We start from the raw sequence: 17,217 nt of genomic DNA on the forward strand, positions 1-17,217 counted from the left end.
TCAGCCATCACGCTGGATTGGACACGAGGGACAGGTTTTGGTGAGCAGGAGAGCACAAATTGAAACCATAAATTATGGGATGGAGCGCTTAGACCACTTATGATCCGGCAATGCCGTCTAACCAGCAGTGCTGGGATGAGGTGAACAATTTGAAGTTTGCTCTGCAAAAGAAACCGAACCAAACGTTTTTTGAGCGTCACGGACTCACGATTGTGACCAGTTGCATCCTCCTGGCCTGGATCGTGCTTTATAGCGTGAGCGACGAGAAAAGGCACATCGGCTCTTTCTTTGGCAACGCCATCGCTGATTGGAGCGGCGTTGTGGTGATGATCCTTGCCACCAAGCACTTGTATGAACGCGGATCAAGTGAGAGCAAAGAGCCGAAGAATAAACTGGCCGACCGCTTTTTGGAAACTCTGCGGGAACATTCATTAACGGTGTTTCTTCTAGTGACCGGAATTGGATGGGTTCTGCTGTACGCGCATTCTGATTCGGAATCGAAGTGGGGACAGGTTGTGGGCAACATAGTTTCTGAATGGACACAGATTCTTGGCTTGGTGCTGCTGACGAAGAAACTGATTGAAGCAGGATCGAAAGAAAGCGATCAGAACAAGTGATGCTGAATGACTACTAGGTCTGGAATATTGCGCTGGACGTTTTCCCACTGCTGCGTATCGGCGACTTTGGCAATCACGGCATGGTCTGGCGTGCAGGAAATATTTATGGGAAAGTGCTGTTAGCCGTGGAAGGAGATTTATTGAAAGTGCTGTCAGCTATTTTATGCCGGATAGAAGGTGAGCGCTGCCGACAGATGACGGCCAGCCGATCATCTGTTAGAATACTCAAGTTGTCAGGCGAGTCGTCTGCCCAATCGTCGAAGCCTGAGTCTGTAATTTCCCAACAAAGCTGGGGACGTAGTTCAGTTGGTTAGAACGCTGCCCTGTCACGGCAGAGGTCGCGAGTTCGAGTCTCGTCGTCCCCGCCAGCTTTACTTGTCAATATTTCTTCTCAAGATGTTTGGCCGGGGGCCTTCGGCTACGCTCAGAATTTCGGCAGCGGGCCTCCGCCTGGCGCTCACGCCTGTGCCTATCCGGAGATCGTATCTTTCTAATTCATGGCTTCGATGTTGGGTACTATGCAGCAATTATTTCGATTGCTGCACTGCGCGCAATTTTTGTTTTGCGGGACGGGGCGGGAGAAGCAGGGACTGGATATTCGGCACAATGCCTTCAGAAATTTGTTTTTGGATCATCAGCAGGTTCTTGTCTTTGCTGTCGAAAGCAGCTGTCCAGAGGGTGAAGCCTGTGCGGGCATTCACGAGCCGCGCTCGGATCCGCACTACCTCAACCGAGTACAGCACGCTTCCCTCCAGGATCGCGTCCACGCGCAGGTGCTTCCCGATGGCACGTGCATCCTTATATTGTTGCTTGAATGTATTAGCCGAGGTCCGGGAAATCACATCCAGACCTCCCACCATCGTTAGATCGTCAATCAGGATTTCAGTAATCGCGTCAGCCAGTTTTCCGATTGAACCATCCTCGCTCAAATCGGAAAATGGCAGCACAGCGATGCGGCACCTGGCGCCTGATGATCTCGAACTCGCCGCTTTGCAGGGCAGATCGATCGGCTCACGGTGAACAATCACCGGAACATATGACCCTTTAGGAATTTCAAAACGGATCGGGTCGTGGGCTCCTTCCGTTTTATAGTATTTCTCCAGTTTGACGCGCAGGCGATGAACTTGCACGCGCACTATAGTATCGCTGCGCGGATCGAAGCTCTCCTTGCGCTGGAACACCTCGGTTCCAAGCGAATATTCTTTGATTTGATGCTCTTGCGAGCGGACTACTTTGACCACTAGGAACCTGAGCAGCCGTTTAAGGAATTCAGACTGGCGAAAACACTTGCTCTGCGTGATTTTGTCCAGATATTCCAAAACCGGAGTGCGCCGTCGCCCAGCTAGCACTTTAAAGGGCCTGCTAGGACCTACTCCATGAGGTTGATTGATCGGCGCAGGTTCATGGGCATGCCGAAACTTTCTTTGCACAAGCACATTCCTCTTGATCGATTGGCAACTGACGTTAACGAAAGGTTTTGTGAGTTTCCGATGAAACTGAACGGCTGGAGGCGGTGTCACCTTTGCTGGACGAACCAGTCTAGGCCGGCAAAACGTTTCCCTTCGTTCCGTCTCAGGTTCAGCTCTCTAACCTGAGTAGCATGACAAAAGAATTAGATGAGAGAAATGTTAAACATGAAGCCTGCCATTGCACTTTTTTCCATGATCAGCTCTGCTCTTAATCTAATGAATAAAAATGTCTTTTCGCAGATTTTAAGTGACAAAGCGCCTATTTTCCCGGCGAAGTAGGCTGCATATGATTTAACAAACTGTTAACCATCTTTTAACTTTCCTGTTATCGGCTCTTCACCCCCAGTAACTGTACAAGCCAATCCCGAGCGGACATAATCGACAAGTTGAAACCGACTCGCTGCTCAAAAATCCAAGACCAGTATTTTTGTATCAGCTCTATGGAGGCATCGAAAGTAATGGAAATATGCCAGCAAGAGCAGTCCTGGTTTGCTATCCAGGTAAGGCCGCGACATGAATTTGCGTCAGCCAGGATCCTGCGAAACAAGGGCTTCGAGGAATTTGTCCCCGCCTATAGCGCGAAACGTCAGTGGTCGGACCGTCAAAAGCAAATTGAAGTCCCTCTGTTTGCCGGTTATGTGTTCTGCAAGTTCCATCCGGTAAAAAAGCTTCCAATCATCAATACGGCAGGCGTGATTCGGGTCGTGGGCACTCATCAAGGTCCTGCCGCAATTGCCGACCAGGAAATTAACGCTATCCGGAAAATAGTCGAATCTGGAGAACAAATCCGGCCTCACCCATATATAGCCGTAGGTTCAAGAATCAGGATTGAAGAAGGCCCTATGGCGGGCGTTGAAGGTATTTTTATGGGAGAGAAGAAGGGATCGGAGATGATCATCTCCATTGACCTGCTTCAGCGTTCTATTTCTCTTCAGATTAAAGGTTATGCGATTACATCTGTTAACTAATAAATAGCCAGAGCCATCGTCGGCTTCCTGAGATCGATCAACCTGAAGCTTCTCTCTATACCGGAGAATGCTCAAAACTGGAAACTCATCATCTCTAACTACAGCAACTTGGTCCTCTTCTGATGTAACTCTTCATGGGACTGAGAATGGCGCGAGCCTGCCTTTACCGCTGCGCCTTCTGCAATCGCTGAAAGCAAATCTCCTGCGTCTTTGGAAATCGCTTGTACGCCCTAGTCTCTCAATATAATCCCCGTTACCCCAAAGTTTCTCTGCCTTCCGCATGGAAAGAGTGCATCCGTGAACTCTGCCGGATTGAGGCCATTGACGTTCGCCCTGTCTCTCCGGCACGGCTGCAGAAGAAAAATGCCGTTCAAATTCAAACTGTGTGCGGCAGCCTGAACTATAGCGACTTAAACACCGTCCATGCCGGCGCATCAGGCTGGCATGGCAGACATGCTGTATTCGGCACCGAGATTGCCGGCTGGGTCATGGAATCGGATAAACAGAGCCAATTTAAAGAAGGCGACCTCGTGGTTACGCGGCTGTTGAGCGTATGCGGAGCTTGTAATTTATGTAAAGAAGGCAGGGGCCGTTGTACCGTGCTGGCCAGTCAGCCAAGAGCGGCCTTTCAGGAACGGGTTTGGGTTCCTGAGATCGCTATACGCAAGGTACGTCCGGGAATTTCGCCGTTGCATGCAGTGGCCCTGGAGTTTTCGGCATCGATTGCCATGGATTTATTGAAACGATGTCTTTGTTTGCGGCCAGGTGAGACTTTGCTGATTGCTGGGGCCAACAGCGCTATTGGAAGCTGCCTCACCCAGATGGCCTCTCGCAACGGGATGCGCGTGCTAAACATTCTCCGCTCACAGGAGGCCGCATCGCGTTGTTTACGCAATGGTGCGGAGGCAGTCTTTGTGGTTTCCTCTTCCGCCGAGTTGGTGGAATTGCGGGAGCGTATGCGAGATGCGGCCTCTACTGAAAGTGTGGATGCCGTAGTCGATTTTGCCGCCGATTTTTACGGGCCCACTTGCCTTGCACTCCTGAAATCCGCGGGCACGTATTTGCCTGTTGGGCAGTCGGGAGCAAGGCAAGTTCATCCTGCCGCGGTGCGTCCAATCGCCAGTGGAGAATTTCAGGGCTCTCCCTATTTGTTTCACGATGGTTCCTATGATCCCCAGACGCTGCTGGATAATCGCTCGGTAATTCCTCCCATTGATTCGGTCTATCCCTATAGCAAGGTGCGGCAGGCATGTGAGCGCGCATGGTGGTCGCAGGGAAAGTCAGGCAAGGTAGTGATCGCGTTCATGGACCTTCAGACATGCCAGACAGCTTTACAGGGTTGATGATGAACGTCTTCACAGCATTCGAGCAATCTGCGGTGGCCCGGGCATACTCCCCGGAGCCAGAAGCCAGCCTTTTTGATCTCTGCCGATTCCATCTGGCTTCTCCGCGGCAGCGCACAACACTCGGCGTGCTGCGCAAGGCATATCCATGGCCTTCTCTGCAATCGCTGCAGAGTCAAGGCGTTCGCCTTGAATTGTCCGCTCCCGGCAGCGTCGCGCGCGCGGAGGTGGCGTCTGGCAAGTTGTTTCTGGAACGACAGCTCGCTGGGATGATTCTCGGGCTCGCACCGGAACCCTGCTGGGCGCTGCTTGAATGTATCGCCCGCTGGGCGATTGCACGCATCGCATCATGCCGGGTTCAGCCCGGCCCAAACACAGCTTCATGGACAACGGCTTTTGCTCTGCGGCCCATACTGCATTTTTATTGGAAAAATGGCTGCCTGCCCTGTGACTGGATGGAAATTTCGCCGAATCTCGAAAAAGTCTTCCAGCAAAGCTGCCGGCAGGAAAATTACCACCAGGCCCTCAACTACTTCCGCAACTCTCTATGGCTAGACAAGGATGACTCCAAGGAGTTCGAGCAGCAGCGATTTAAACATCACCGACTGCAGGTTGTAAGCTTCCGGCACACAAAAGATGGAATCGTGTTGCCGCTTTTCGGCAGCCGCAACACAACCTATATCAGTCCATACAATCCGCCGCGAGAGTCTATCCGGCAGCGCCAATGGCGGATCCATGCTTCAAATGTGATTTTGCCGCTGGAAGATTTTTCTTTGCCGCTCTCTATGGCCGAGTCGAGAAGACCATTTCATGTGCCCTTGCAATCGCTCTCTTTGGCTTCGGTGCAACACGCTTTTGCACAAGCTCCTGGTCAGAGTGTTTCGGAGCTGCTGGCAGCGGGAACGATTCCGGTCACAATGGGTCACATAGAAGGAGCCCGATGGTCAGTGCTCATGTATGGTTCTGAAATTTATGAGAACGGGGTCCAGGCCGGGTTCACTGGACGCACGGGAATTTTATTCCGTGAGGCCGCGCCTGTCATTGAGGAGCTTGGCGGAATTGAGCATCTGGTGGAGTTGAAAGGCATGGGCTGCGTTACGGGCGGGATCACCAGCGTCATGAAACGCTCTGACGGCACATGGAGCCCAACCGGCGGATTGCTGCAATCCTATGCTGTGGACGAACATGCCGCGTTACAGGAACACAGCGGCGCAGAAATCGGCCCGAAACCGGCGGCGTTGCTCACGTTTTCCGCCGATGAGGTGCTGCCTCGACCATTCGTGATCGGCGCGGGCAGTCCGGAGCAGGCATTCCATTTGTTGCCGGAAGAGATCCGCCACGAAATTCAGGCGCGCATGAAGAATGGCCTCGGCCTGGTGGTCCGGCTCACGCCGTCTGTGGAACGGCTATCATTTTTTGAAAAGCCTGCGGGTCCCGTGCAGAAGCCGGGCGGCATGTCTGTTCCGCAGCGTATCACCGTATATGGCGCGGCCCTGGGTCGTCTGTTCCAAAGAGGACACATGCTCGCTCATCTTTCCGCGCACCTGGAAAATATAGTGGCAGGCGAATTCGGTTTTTTTTGGCAGGATTTTGCCGATATCGTTCCTCTTTATATCTCGCGAGCGCACCAGAAGAAGCCGGAGTATTTCTCCCGGAAGAAGCTCACCATGGACATCCTGAACCAGGTTTTCTTTTATGTAGCCAGAACGGCCCAGGTTTTCCACGAATATTTTTCGGTTCCCTATACGGAGTTTTCACAGCGGTTCTATGGGGCGTTTCTCCGTGAGCTACAAAACAGTTGGGACCTCGCGCCCTCCACTTGCGCCGCGCTTTTGGCGGCGCGAGAGCCGCTGCGCATCCAGGGAGAAGGCATCACGCAATTCTTATGGAAAGCGTTCATCGCCTCGGATAATTTTCACTGGTGTCTTGATAATTACGATCTGCCGGCCCTTCTTTTCGGAAATCCCGCCGCGCCGCGCTCTGGAAATGAAATTGTGGCAGCTGATTCCGCCCGGATATTTCTTGAGAGCGAAAAAGAGTTTTTGCAGAATGCCTTTGAGGATCCTCAGTTGCTCCTGAATCAAGAGATGACTGCATCCAGGTCCCTGCTTAAGGCGAGCCTGCACGCGGTTCGGCGCCTTCTGGGCCGACTGAAAGCCGAAAACGCCCTGCGGTTGGCGGATTGCAAGCTCCCATATCTTTCCGAATCGGAAAAGGGATTTTTACCAAGGAAAATTGAATCATGGCCAAAGTAGAACCATTTTCTAAAAGTTTTCCTGATCCGGTGGTTACGGCGAACGTGTATTGCCATGGCCATCTCGATGCTGTACTGCTGGGCGCGATCAAGCCATTTCTCCAGGAGGTGATCGAGGCATCAAAACGGGATTGGCGGCTGTGGATCATGCGCTACCGCCGCGGCGGCGAGCACATCAAAATCCGACTTCATGGCGATTCCTCAGATGCCGCAGCGATGAAGCGGGAGCTGGAAACATATCTGGATGAAACGCTTTCGCAAATCCTGTGGCAGGAGGCTGGAGGCCCGGCAAAATTGACCGGCGCCCATGATCCCACGATTGATATGGAAGATTCCACCATAGCCGACTATTCGCCCGGCACTCTCATTTGGACCAGCTATAAGCGCAGCCATGTAACCTTTGGGGGCGAGCCTTACCTTGGGAACGACGAATACGTGGCTCTGTTTGCGGCATGCTTGAGCGCCGGGTTGAGGCATTTCCTCTCGAACGCCGCGATGATCGACGGTGCCGTGCTGCACGCGGTCCGCATAGTGGTTGTGGCCGAACTCGTTGAGGCGGCTCTGCGCATTCTTGAGCTCGAGGACTCCTGCGAGTATTTGAGTTATCACCGTGATTGGCTGGTGCGGTTCGTCCTTTTGAAGACGGCGCATACGCCACAAGAACATCAAGGCGTGCTTGCCGTTTTCGATAAGCGGCTCTTACATTCCGCGAGCTTCTGGGAACAGGCGCGTGAACAGATCACCGGTGCGATTGCGCAACCCGCGATTACGCTTCGCGAATGGCAATCTGCAATCCTCAATCTTATGGAATACGTAAACGAACTCTGCCGGCGTGAGCAGGTCCAGATCGATCCATTCGCGCTGCATTCCAGCCACTCGGCATTGTTCAAAGCGCTCCATGGAGTATCCAACCAGGCGGGGTTCGCACTTCTGGACGAAGCCCTTGTCTACCACGCGCTGCGCCCTCAAGTGCCGGCGCTCGTGGGATAAACCGGCGCAATCGCGATCGGCGCGTAACCAGACAAACCATCTCGTCATAAACCAAGCCAACCATCTCGTAATAAAAAGGATTTTCTGACTCATGGCCTTACCCGCGATTTTTCGAGTCGCTGCTCTGCCTGTATCGCACCTGGAGCCATTTAGAAATTCCGCGCTGCCGGAGATCGTAAGCCGGAGCGCTGAAGTGGAGGTGCTTCTGCAACAATCTCGGCAGGACCTTGTCGCCGCTCTTTATAAACAGATCGCGGCGACACATGGTCCCACGGAAAAGCAGGCGCTGCTCAACCTCAAGCGTGTGTGTTCAGCGGGAAAGCAGCTTTCCCATAGCGACCTGGAACTTCCTCTGGCGGCCGGCGAGGCCCTGGCCGGCAAAATGGCAAACGTGCGGAATGCTGAACTGCAGCTCGAAAAACTAGGCCGCGAGTTTTCCACTTTGTATGAGAGCCATCATGCGGCGGAGTGCTCGGCCCTCCACGGTTCCTTCAACATCCCCGAGCTTCTGTGTGGTGTTTCCTTTTCCAGCGCAAGCATTGTCGATCAGGTACGCCGGTTCAGAGCGGATGGAAGCTCTGAGCCGCGAAAACGACGCCGCATGGAACTGGCATGGCTCTCCTACCTCACCCGCACGGCCCTCAAGCCCTCGCCCTTTTCCACCTTGACGTGGGTCGGCATTGGCCTCCTCGATGATTCTTCCCATCCCGGCTTTTCATTTGACAGTCTGAAGCGGCACTCCATGGTGCGCATCAAGAGATACATTGTCGACCAATGCTTTCAGCAACTGCTCGCCTACCAGCCATTCCTTGAAGAGCTGGAAATCGAGCTGAATTACACGCTGGCCCGCGCAGTTGACGGCGGATATAGCTTCCTCGCGCCTGGAAAATGGCGACCCAACAGCTCCGCTCAATACGAATTCAAGCTGGAGTCTCTCGCAAATATCAGGCTGCCAGAGCAGCTGGCGGAATTTCTTCAGGCATGGTTTGCCCGTGGCCCGCGCGGCTACCGGCCCACGGCAACGGCCCTTTGGCGCGATCTGCAAATGGAAAGCCGCGACGATGCCGTATGTCTGCTGGGACAACTGATCGACTCCGGTCTTCTGCTTCCTAATACGGAGTGGTTTACTAATGCAGCCCGATTAGAAGCCGAATTGGCCACGCATTTGCAATCGCTGCACGATGAGCGTCTGCTTCCCGTTATCGCCCAGTTCCTGGATCTCTGCGCGCTTGAGCAGAGTTGCGCAGCCGAGCCGCAGCATGCACCTAGCCTGGTGAAAAAAATCCACCAGAAAATCGACGACGTATGGGCTTCCATCCAGGCATTGCTGCCGGAAGACAAAAAGGCCAGATTCACGATCACGTACAATCCAGCCAAGCATGACCTGTTCGTCACCTCAGAAAAGACGTCCTTCGGAGAAATCATTTCCTGTCCGCGGGAAAGCGTGGAGGAGCTTTACCGCAAGACGGCCCCGCTCTCGGAGATCTCCAGCGTTTTTTGGTCAGGCTATGATTTTCTGCATACGCTTGCGGCGCTTCTGCGCGTTGACTTCGTGTCACAATGCGCCGAAAGCAACCCTGTGCCGCTGGTCGAAGTGCTGAACCGAGCGCGGCCGGTGTGGAAGGAGTTTACTGGATACGTCCTCAAGGGCCGCCATGAGCCGTTCTACAGGGCGCCTTTCAACCCGGAAGGCCTTGAGTCCATCGAGCGGCTGCATGAGATCCGCGGCTGGCTCTGGCAAGCAATCACGGAGTGCCAGGAACTCAATGCCGCGGGCGAATATGAAATCAACGTTGCAAAACTGGAACGGGTCGCCGCGGAGCTGATTCCGGAATACTACCGCAGCCATTTTCCCCCGTGCTTTTTTGTCCAGCCAGCCGGCCCCAGCATGGAACGCTGGGTCTTCAATCAATGCGCGGACGGCTCAGGACGCATGACCAGCCGTTTTGCCTGGCTGATGCCGGAAGAGCTCCGGAGCAGGTACGTGGAGCACGTGCGGGTCTGCAGCCGGCGCAGGCAGGGGAGCCGGCAGATTGAATTTCTCGATGTCAGCACTATCAATGGCGAGATGCTGAACGTCCATCCGCTCCAGTGCCGCTACGTGCTCCGGTTCCCTGGCGATCACTTTGACGCGCCTGCCGAAGCCCAACTTCAGTTGGAAGACCTCAAAGTCGTGCTCGATTCCGAATCAGGCTTACCCCGGCTGATCGGTCCCCGCGGGGAATGGATCCTGCCGGTCCAACTCGGAGGCGTGGGGCATGATTTTATTTCTTCAGCCACGGTCCGCCAGCTTTGCGTCTTTGGGCCGGCGCAGCGTTTGCCGTTCATTCCTGAGGTCCAAAAACAGCAGCACGGCAAACTGTTCTTCGCGCCACGGCTGGTGATGGGCAATCTGATTTTACGAAGGATGAGCTGGACCGTGGCAGCGGCAGATTTGCCGCGCTCCGTTTCCACCGGCGAAGACCCCACCTTCTATGCACAGATGAACCGGTGGCGGCTCGCGGCCGGGATTCCCGTCCGCTGTTATGCGCGGCTCCAGGTGCAGTTTGATCCCAGCTTCAGCCGCCATAAGCCTCAGTTCATCGATTTCAGCTCTCCGCTGTTCCTGCGCCTGCTGGCATCGATGTTGCAGAACTTCCAGGGGCAAATCAGCTTTGAGGAGGCGCTGCCTTCACCCGAATCCTGTCGTGAAGGCGGGCACATTTATGAATTGCTCGCTGACCCGCTGCTTCTGCGCCATGATTTTCCCGCGCCGGAGGAGCCCGAAGAAGTTTCGCGCAGCCCCCTGCAAACTGCGTGCGTGTAGCGCCAAGTTTGGCCCTGAGAAAACCAGATCAGGGCCTGATCCCGAAGAAAGGAGGAACCCCGCATGAACAAGCTCAATCTTGATCTGCAGATCGAACCGATCACAGACGAAATTCTGGAATCGGTTCTCGGCGGCATTGGCGACGAAGACGGCATCAGCAACAGCTGTTCGACCAAAGACTGCTCCAACAGCACCCAAACTGCCTAATCCAAATCTAAAAGGAGAAAACAAAATGGAAAAGAAGAATTTCGCACTCGACCTGCACATTGAACCGGTTACCGACGAAATCCTGGAAGCGGTTCTTGGCGGCATCGGCGATGAAGACGGCATCAGCAACAGCTGCTCCACCAGCGGCTGTTCCAACAGCACCAAAACTACCTAATCAAATTGCAAAGGAAAAGAAAAATGGAAAAAAAGAACTTCTCTCTCGACCTTCAGATGGAACCAGTCACTGACGAGATCCTGCAATCCGTTCTCGGCGGCATCGGTGATGAAGACGGAATCAGCAACAGCTGCTCCAGCACTAACTGCTCGAACTCAACCAAGACAACCTAACCCATCCAGCCCTGCTGGATAAGAGGAGCAACAAAATGAAAAAGAACTTTGCCCTTGATCTGCAGCTTGAGCCAGTTACCGACGAGATCCTGGAAGCAGTCCTCGGCGGCATTGGCGATGAAGATGGAATCAGCAACAGCTGCTCCACCAACACCTGCTCCAATTCAACCAAGACCACCTAACGATCCCAATAGGAGAAATCAAATGAACAAGAAGGACTTCCAACTTGATCTCCAGATTTCGCCGGTAAGCGACGAAATCCTGGAAAACATCCTTGGCGGAATCGGCGACGAAGACGGAATCAGCAATAGTTGCTCCAGCAGCGGCTGCTCGAATTCCACCCAGCCGACCAACTAGGAGGGGCGCGGGAAGCCGTTTCCGGCTCCCGTCCCCACCCTTTCATCAGGGCGCGTTATCTCACGGGCAGCTTTTCAACGCAGTCGCCCGTGAGCGCGCGCTCTGAATTCTTCTCTTATGCTTCTGAAATCAAAAATCGCTCCGCGTCCCGGCTGCTGGCAAGCAGTCAAAGCCGTGGTCTGGCCCCTGTTTGCGGCAAACGGCTGGACGGCTGCGTGGCTCGCCACGCTCGGCCTCATTCATATTGTATCTCTCCTGTGGATACCCAGAGTCGTACAAAGCCTGTTTGAACAGGCCACGCAGTCCCGCCTGCTAGGCGAACTTGCCTGGAGCGGCATCCAGCTTGTGCTGGCCGCTGCCGTGGTGTCAGCTTCCTCGGCCATGCTGGAGACCAGCGCCGCCCGTGCCCTCTATCGTGATCTGCAGCAGCTTGAGCTCCGGCTGTTCGAAAAGATTCTTTCGCTACCTGTTTCAGAATGCGAGCATCTGGGGGTCGGCAAACTGTATTCCCGCCTTCGCGACGACATTCCCCAGCTCTCGCCTTTCCTGATCGGCGACGCAGCGCCTTACCTGATTATTGGATTGCAACTGGCGGCGGTCATCGCGCTGCTGTTCTCCATTGACTGGACACTGGCGCTCACCAGCATTCTGGTTGCGATGGTCATCGCTGGAGCTAATTCAGCATTTACCCCGCATCTGCGCAGGATCGCACGCCACTCCCAGGAAGAAGTTGCACTATTGAGCAGCTACCTGGCGGAAGTACTGGCACACATCAGCACCATCAAGGCTTGCAATGCGGAGGCCGGCGAGCAAATCCGGTTTGCAGACGCTGATCGCGCCGTAAACCGGGAAAGATGCAGGTTACAGGTGGTCTCCCGCCTGCTGGGCGAAGCTAACTCCGGCCTGGGAAGGCTGGGATTTCTGGCCATTGCTATCGTGGGTGCGTGGCGCATCCATTCTGGGGCCCTGACCGCGCCTCTTTTCATGTCGAGCATTGTGTATATCAACGTTCTGCTTTATTCCAGCCGGTCGCTGATCAACTTTACGCCACGGCTGGCCACCGGACTTGAGGCTGCCGTGCGCATTGCAGAGATGATGCAGAGTACCGCTGAAGCCAGCCACTTCGGCGCGCTACGGCCCGCGGCAGCGGAAGGCAGCCTGCAGTTGCGTAACCTCAGCTTTGCTTACGATGGCGGCAAACCAGTGTTGAAAGGCGTGGATTTGGAAGTTCCCGAAGGCGCGAAGGTTGCTATTGTCGGCCCCAGTGGTGCAGGCAAGACCACTTTAATGAAACTAATGTTGGGCTTCGCCCACCCCGGCGAGGGCGAGGTATTACTGGGCGGTTATCACCTGCGCGATCTGGATTTGAAATTCGTGCGCAACCATGTCGGGTACGTCCCGCAGGGGAGCGCATGCGTTCTCCGCCGCGCTGTCACAGAAAATATTGCGCTGGGCTCGCCCAATCCAAGCCTAGAGGCAGTCCACCAGTCCGCGGTTGCAGCGCAGGCGGATGGGTTCATTGCCGGACTGCCGCGTGGATATGACTCGGTCGTCGGCGCCGACCAGGGAGCTTTCTCCGGAGGCCAGGCGCAAAGAATTGCGCTGGCCCGGGAACTGTTGCGCCGGCCGAGAATCCTGATTATGGATGAAGCCACCTCACAACTGGATCTGCCTACGGAGCGCCAGATCATCGATACGCTCCTGAACGTCTTCCATGACACTACCTGCATCGTCGTGTCGCACCGGCTGGCCTCGGTACGCGACTTTGACTTGATCGTTGTCATGGACGAGGGCAGGGTGGTCGCCACTGGATCGCATACCGAACTGCTGGAACAAAGCGAACTGTATGCAGCCCTGTTTTCGCTTCAGGACGCGCCTTCCGACAGAACGAATGGCAGTCCAGGAAAAAGCGGGAATTTATGGAGAGAGGAGGCGGTGAATGTCCACGCCAGAATTTGATGAATTCCATTTCATCCGTAAATATTCGCCGGAAGCCAACGCATGGGTCGAGGAATTCCGCCGCGCTGTCCCGCAAGAGCGTTCCACACGGGCCCTGCGCCTCTTACAGAGCGCGCAGTTCGCGCCGGGGCTGCGCGAACTACGGTCCTACCGAAAATCCATCAGTTCCAGCAATGCCATTGGCAGCGTGAAGCTAGCGGGGCTCAGGTGGTATCACAGCGTGTTGGCGTATTACTTTTATTGCACCGCGCGGTATCTGCGCGCTTCAGAAGAGATGGACCTTGCGGAACAGACCGTCCGGCGGGCCGTAGAACTTTGCCCTTTTCTTCTGCCCATGCTGACGATTTGCGAAGAATGTCTCATTCAGAAGGCGCGGATCGAGCGCAAGCAAAACCACTGGATGGCCATGAAGCGGCATTTGGGGGCGGCTGAGCTCATGGACATCGGCCAAGCGCCGCTCTGTTATCTGAACCAGCGTCCGGTCATGCAAGACGACATTCATGCATACTTCCTCAACTTACCAAGCTTGAACGACATGGAGTTCGCTTCCTCCACCCTGCGCATGGTGCTTGACGGTGACTATCGCCGCAAAAAGATCAGCGCAACTCTGGCTTCAGTCTATCTGGTGCCGGGCTTTGTGATTCCTTATGGGCTCGGTCCGGTGCAAGCATGAAGAATGGCGCGGTGCATGAAATCGTCACGTTCGGCCTGAACGCCTACTACTGGGGAGACCCGGAGCAGGATTTTCTGCTGGCGGAAGGCCTCGGACCCATCCTGCGGGAAGCCGACCTGCGATGGGATCTGGCCAGGATCTGGTATGACCGCGGCACCATGCGCGGTCCCCACATTTTCTGCCTGCTAACGTCCCGCTCTGATCAGGCCGCCGCGGCCATGGAATTCCTGCGGGCGAAGATAGCAGTTTTCATCCAGCGGCATCCTTCCAACTGTCCGCTGACCGCGGACCAACTCGCCGCCCTGCACCGGGACGCAAGCGGAAAGGCGTTTTGCATGGCTGACCTCGCTGAAGGAATGGCCGGCAATAATGAGTTGCTGGTTTTCTTCCAGGAAAATGCGGAGCAACATTACCCCTTCCGGCTCTGCAGTGACTCGCGCGCCGAAGCAGTTTGGCGGGCGTGGAAAAAAGCGGCATTCTGGATCTTGCGGCAGATAGAATCGGCGGAATCGCTGGAAGCATCGGCAGTCTGGTTTCTGCTGGCCTGCGACCATCTATTTTTCAAAACCGCGGACGCAAGAAAAGAATATTGGGGACGCCATATCGGCACCCTCATTCCCAATCTCGACCGCCACCGCTTGTCCGGTGAACATGTGCAAGCCATGGCCTGCCGCCTGGTTTCACCGCAAAGCATGGAGCGCATCGCCGCATGGCGCGAGCAGATCTCTTCCGCAGACCGTCCTCCGCAGGCAGAAGAGCTGCTCGCGATCATAAGCCAGTTGCAATCGCAAATAGCACAGCCGCTGGGACGCGACCAGGCGCTGCTACGCGAATTGATCCACGTGAGCCTAAAACAGCTCGGAATTCATGTGGTGCGGCAGATTCCAATGATCTTCACCGTGGCGGCCTTGAGCTGGCCGCAATCGAAAATACAAGCGGGCGTCTCTTGAAACCGATCCTGCAAAAATCTCTGAACGACTGCGGCCTTGCCTGCCTGGCTATGATTGCGGCCCATCATTCTCTTCCATTCGACTACGAAGCTCTGGTAGAGCTCGCGCCTGCGGATGTATGGAGCCGGGGGCTTTCCATGCGCGTGCTGCGCGATTTGGGGGAGCAGATGGGCATGGCTGTGGAGGCGGTGCGCTGTCCGGCGAAGCAGGTGAAAACGTTGCCGCTTCCGGTGATCGTTCATACCACAGACAACCACTATTTGCTGGTGGAAAAAGTTGTCTCTGGCGGCTGGATGATTGTCGATCCTCGCTATGGCCGCGGCCGGTTGAGCACGGAGGAATTCGCCGGCATGTACTCGGAACTATGCCTGTGTTTTTCTCCGGTCGGTCCGCTATGGGCCGGGTCCCGAGTTGAATATCGCCGCGCGGATGCCTGGGTGCATGAGATCCGTAAAGTTTTCCTGCGCTGGGCAATGGTCCTGCTCGCCCTGGGCGCTTTGCATGTGGGTCTGTTGGTCATTGGTTTTGCTGTGGGTGCGGCCTTCCTTCCGCGCACCGCACTCGCAGCCTGGGGACTGCTTGTCCCGCTCTTCGGCGCGGAGGCGCTCTTTCTCGGCCGCGCCACCCAGCCTTTGGCCCTGCGGGCCTATGCCGTCAATATCCGGCAGATTGTGGAGTTGTGCTCGCCGCGGGTATGGCTGCAGGAAATTCCCGGCGGATACCAGTTGCGGGAGCGGGTCCGCTGGATGGGTGAGCAGCTTTATCAATCGAGAGCGCCTTTGTTCAACATGGCGGCATTCTTTTGTGGCGCGGCAGCTACGGCTCTCTACGGATGGATGACCGGGGATACACTTCTCGGCCTTTTCACAACAATCATCGGAGTGGCGGCCTTGATTGCGGCTCTGGCCGGCTTCGGCGGGCTGGAGCTTTCGAAAGCGGAAAGTTCGGAGCGGCGATTCATTGAGGCGGCGCTGAAACAACTCTCGAGCGGCGATGCAAGGGATCTGCCGGCTCTGCGGCCAAGCGGAACCAGCGAATTGGTTCGGAACCACACCGTACCTTTTGTGGGCGTGGTTCTTTTCAGCTTCTATTGGGTCTGCGCTCCCCACCCTTTTTCTGCGGCACATTTACTGCTGGCAGCCTCAATGCAGATCAAGCTTACGGAGTGGTGGAGCGGCGCCACTCCGGCCTATAGCTCCTGGCGCATTATCCGCCACTGTTATGAGCATCTGGAGTGCATGCGGCTGGCCGCAAAGGCGCACCATCCCACACCCGCAAAGAACTAATTACACGAATATGCATCACTGGTTGAATTTTCATATTTACTACCATGCGGATCGGGATCGCCTGTTGCGAGAGGCCATCTCGCCTCTGCTGGCGGAGCTCTACAAAGAAGGACTGCTGGAACGGTTCTACTTTGTCCGTTATTCCCTGGGAGGCCCCCATGTCCGCCTGCGGCTGGAGACCGAACGTCACACGGCTTCGCTGGTGTGCAATACCGTGGAGGCATACTTGCAGCATTACCTGCATGCCGCTCCGTCGCTGCAACCGCTGAATCGGGAGGAGATCGCCAGGACAACGCGCATGTTGATCGCCACCGACCCGAACGAGCACGATGCAAATATCTATCCCGATAACAGCATCCTGCAATTTCCTTTCGCGCCGGAGGTCAATCGTTATGGCGGCGCGGAGCTGTTGTCCTGCTCCCTGGACCTGTTCTGCTTTACTTCCGTGGAAGCCCTAACGCTTATCCACGAGCGTTCCAGTCAAAGCAGGAGCAAGATGTTTTCGAGAAGCGTGCGAGTACTACTTCGTCTTTTTCTTTCGTTGGCGGAAGATCGCGCTGCGCTACAGGATTTCTGGTGGACAGCAAGCCCGGCTTCTCCTGTTTCCCAGCCGGAATTGCAGGCGCGGTTCCGCCTGATCCAGCTTCTGCGGGAAGAGTCCACAAAGACGCCCGAGGATGAAGAATGGAAACTTTGGTCGGCGGCGGGAACCAGCCTGCGGCAAAAGCTTTCAGCCATGGACAAGGTGGCCGGACGTGGGATCATTCGCAGCCATCTTCACATGTTCGCCAACCGGCTGGACATCAGCAATGCGGTGGAAAACGGCCTGGGCGCCCTGCTGAGCGGGATTTTCGACGAGCCCGCTTCCATCTGGACCATCCCCCAACCGACCGCGGGCCTGGCTGACTGGCTGGCTGAATCGCGCCGCCGGACGCTTTGGCTAAACCCTCTCGCTCCGGCCGTTCTACTTCGCTAAACCAAAACCCGGGT

17 protein-coding genes and 1 tRNA gene are annotated in these 17,217 nt (G+C 55.5%); 17 read left to right on the forward strand and 1 reads right to left on the reverse strand.

The genetic code is table 11. The features are described 5' to 3' along the window. Positions 1-110 precede the first annotated feature (110 nt). Together LAO76_01350 and LAO76_01355 are read left to right on the forward strand one after the other, a co-directional pair. The gene (locus tag LAO76_01350) at positions 111-617 is read left to right on the forward strand and encodes a hypothetical protein (protein MBZ5489561.1); all 507 of its coding nucleotides are present in this window, start codon (positions 111-113) and stop codon (positions 615-617) included. A 291-nt stretch (positions 618-908) separates the two neighbouring features. Then, a tRNA-Asp gene (locus LAO76_01355) sits at positions 909-985 on the forward strand. Between the two features lie 159 nt (positions 986-1,144). Here LAO76_01355 and LAO76_01360 read toward each other — a convergent pair. Further along, positions 1,145-1,966, reverse strand: a complete 822-nt coding sequence (locus LAO76_01360; protein ID MBZ5489562.1) for a hypothetical protein — start codon at positions 1,964-1,966, stop codon at positions 1,145-1,147. Positions 1,967-2,544: 578 nt separating this feature from the next. Between LAO76_01360 and LAO76_01365 the strand changes: the two genes are divergently transcribed. The 15 genes from LAO76_01365 to LAO76_01435 all read left to right on the forward strand — a co-directional run bounded on the left by LAO76_01365 (position 2,545) and on the right by LAO76_01435 (position 17,203). Further along, the gene (locus tag LAO76_01365) at positions 2,545-3,054 is read left to right on the forward strand and encodes a UpxY family transcription antiterminator (protein MBZ5489563.1); all 510 of its coding nucleotides are present in this window, start codon (positions 2,545-2,547) and stop codon (positions 3,052-3,054) included. A gap of 221 nt (positions 3,055-3,275) precedes the next feature. Next, positions 3,276-4,397 (forward strand): alcohol dehydrogenase catalytic domain-containing protein, encoded by a 1,122-nt coding sequence (locus LAO76_01370; protein ID MBZ5489564.1) that lies wholly within the window; start codon positions 3,276-3,278, stop codon positions 4,395-4,397. Next, positions 4,373-6,652: a hypothetical protein gene (locus LAO76_01375; protein ID MBZ5489565.1), complete on the forward strand. Its 2,280-nt coding sequence runs from the start codon at positions 4,373-4,375 to the stop codon at positions 6,650-6,652. Before LAO76_01370 ends, LAO76_01375 begins: the two co-directional genes overlap by 25 nt. Then, complete coding sequence (locus LAO76_01380) at positions 6,640-7,641, forward strand: hypothetical protein (protein ID MBZ5489566.1); 1,002 nt, start codon at positions 6,640-6,642, stop codon at positions 7,639-7,641. The genes LAO76_01375 and LAO76_01380 overlap by 13 nt, the downstream gene beginning before the upstream one ends. Before the next feature lie 91 nt (positions 7,642-7,732). Further along, on the forward strand, positions 7,733-10,447 hold the full coding sequence (locus tag LAO76_01385) for a lantibiotic dehydratase family protein (protein ID MBZ5489567.1): 2,715 nt from the start codon (positions 7,733-7,735) through the stop codon (positions 10,445-10,447). Between the two features lie 63 nt (positions 10,448-10,510). Continuing rightward, a complete protein-coding gene (locus LAO76_01390; GenBank protein MBZ5489568.1) occupies positions 10,511-10,654 on the forward strand; it encodes a hypothetical protein in 144 nt (47 codons plus the stop codon). 25 nt (positions 10,655-10,679) lie between these two features. After that, positions 10,680-10,829, forward strand: a complete 150-nt coding sequence (locus tag LAO76_01395) for a hypothetical protein (GenBank protein ID MBZ5489569.1) — start codon at positions 10,680-10,682, stop codon at positions 10,827-10,829. Between the two features lie 23 nt (positions 10,830-10,852). Next, on the forward strand, positions 10,853-11,002 hold the full coding sequence (locus tag LAO76_01400) for a hypothetical protein (GenBank protein MBZ5489570.1): 150 nt from the start codon (positions 10,853-10,855) through the stop codon (positions 11,000-11,002). Positions 11,003-11,037: 35 nt separating this feature from the next. Then, entirely contained in the window at positions 11,038-11,184 is a 147-nt protein-coding gene (locus LAO76_01405) for a hypothetical protein (protein ID MBZ5489571.1), read from the forward strand. 22 nt (positions 11,185-11,206) lie between these two features. Further along, complete coding sequence (locus LAO76_01410) at positions 11,207-11,359, forward strand: hypothetical protein (GenBank protein ID MBZ5489572.1); 153 nt, start codon at positions 11,207-11,209, stop codon at positions 11,357-11,359. A gap of 117 nt (positions 11,360-11,476) precedes the next feature. Continuing rightward, a complete protein-coding gene (locus LAO76_01415; protein ID MBZ5489573.1) occupies positions 11,477-13,318 on the forward strand; it encodes an ABC transporter ATP-binding protein/permease in 1,842 nt (613 codons plus the stop codon). Next, positions 13,299-13,991 (forward strand): hypothetical protein, encoded by a 693-nt coding sequence (locus LAO76_01420; GenBank protein ID MBZ5489574.1) that lies wholly within the window; start codon positions 13,299-13,301, stop codon positions 13,989-13,991. Before LAO76_01415 ends, LAO76_01420 begins: the two co-directional genes overlap by 20 nt. Beyond that, complete coding sequence (locus LAO76_01425) at positions 13,988-14,941, forward strand: hypothetical protein (GenBank protein MBZ5489575.1); 954 nt, start codon at positions 13,988-13,990, stop codon at positions 14,939-14,941. The genes LAO76_01420 and LAO76_01425 overlap by 4 nt, the downstream gene beginning before the upstream one ends. Then, positions 14,938-16,227 (forward strand): hypothetical protein, encoded by a 1,290-nt coding sequence (locus LAO76_01430; GenBank protein ID MBZ5489576.1) that lies wholly within the window; start codon positions 14,938-14,940, stop codon positions 16,225-16,227. The genes LAO76_01425 and LAO76_01430 overlap by 4 nt, the downstream gene beginning before the upstream one ends. 10 nt (positions 16,228-16,237) lie before the next feature. Next, the gene (locus tag LAO76_01435) at positions 16,238-17,203 is read left to right on the forward strand and encodes a thiopeptide-type bacteriocin biosynthesis protein (protein ID MBZ5489577.1); all 966 of its coding nucleotides are present in this window, start codon (positions 16,238-16,240) and stop codon (positions 17,201-17,203) included. The last annotated feature ends 14 nt before the right edge of the window (positions 17,204-17,217 follow it).

Source organism: Terriglobia bacterium, assembly GCA_020072645.1.
Lineage (GTDB): Bacteria > Acidobacteriota > Terriglobia > Terriglobales > Acidobacteriaceae > Angelobacter.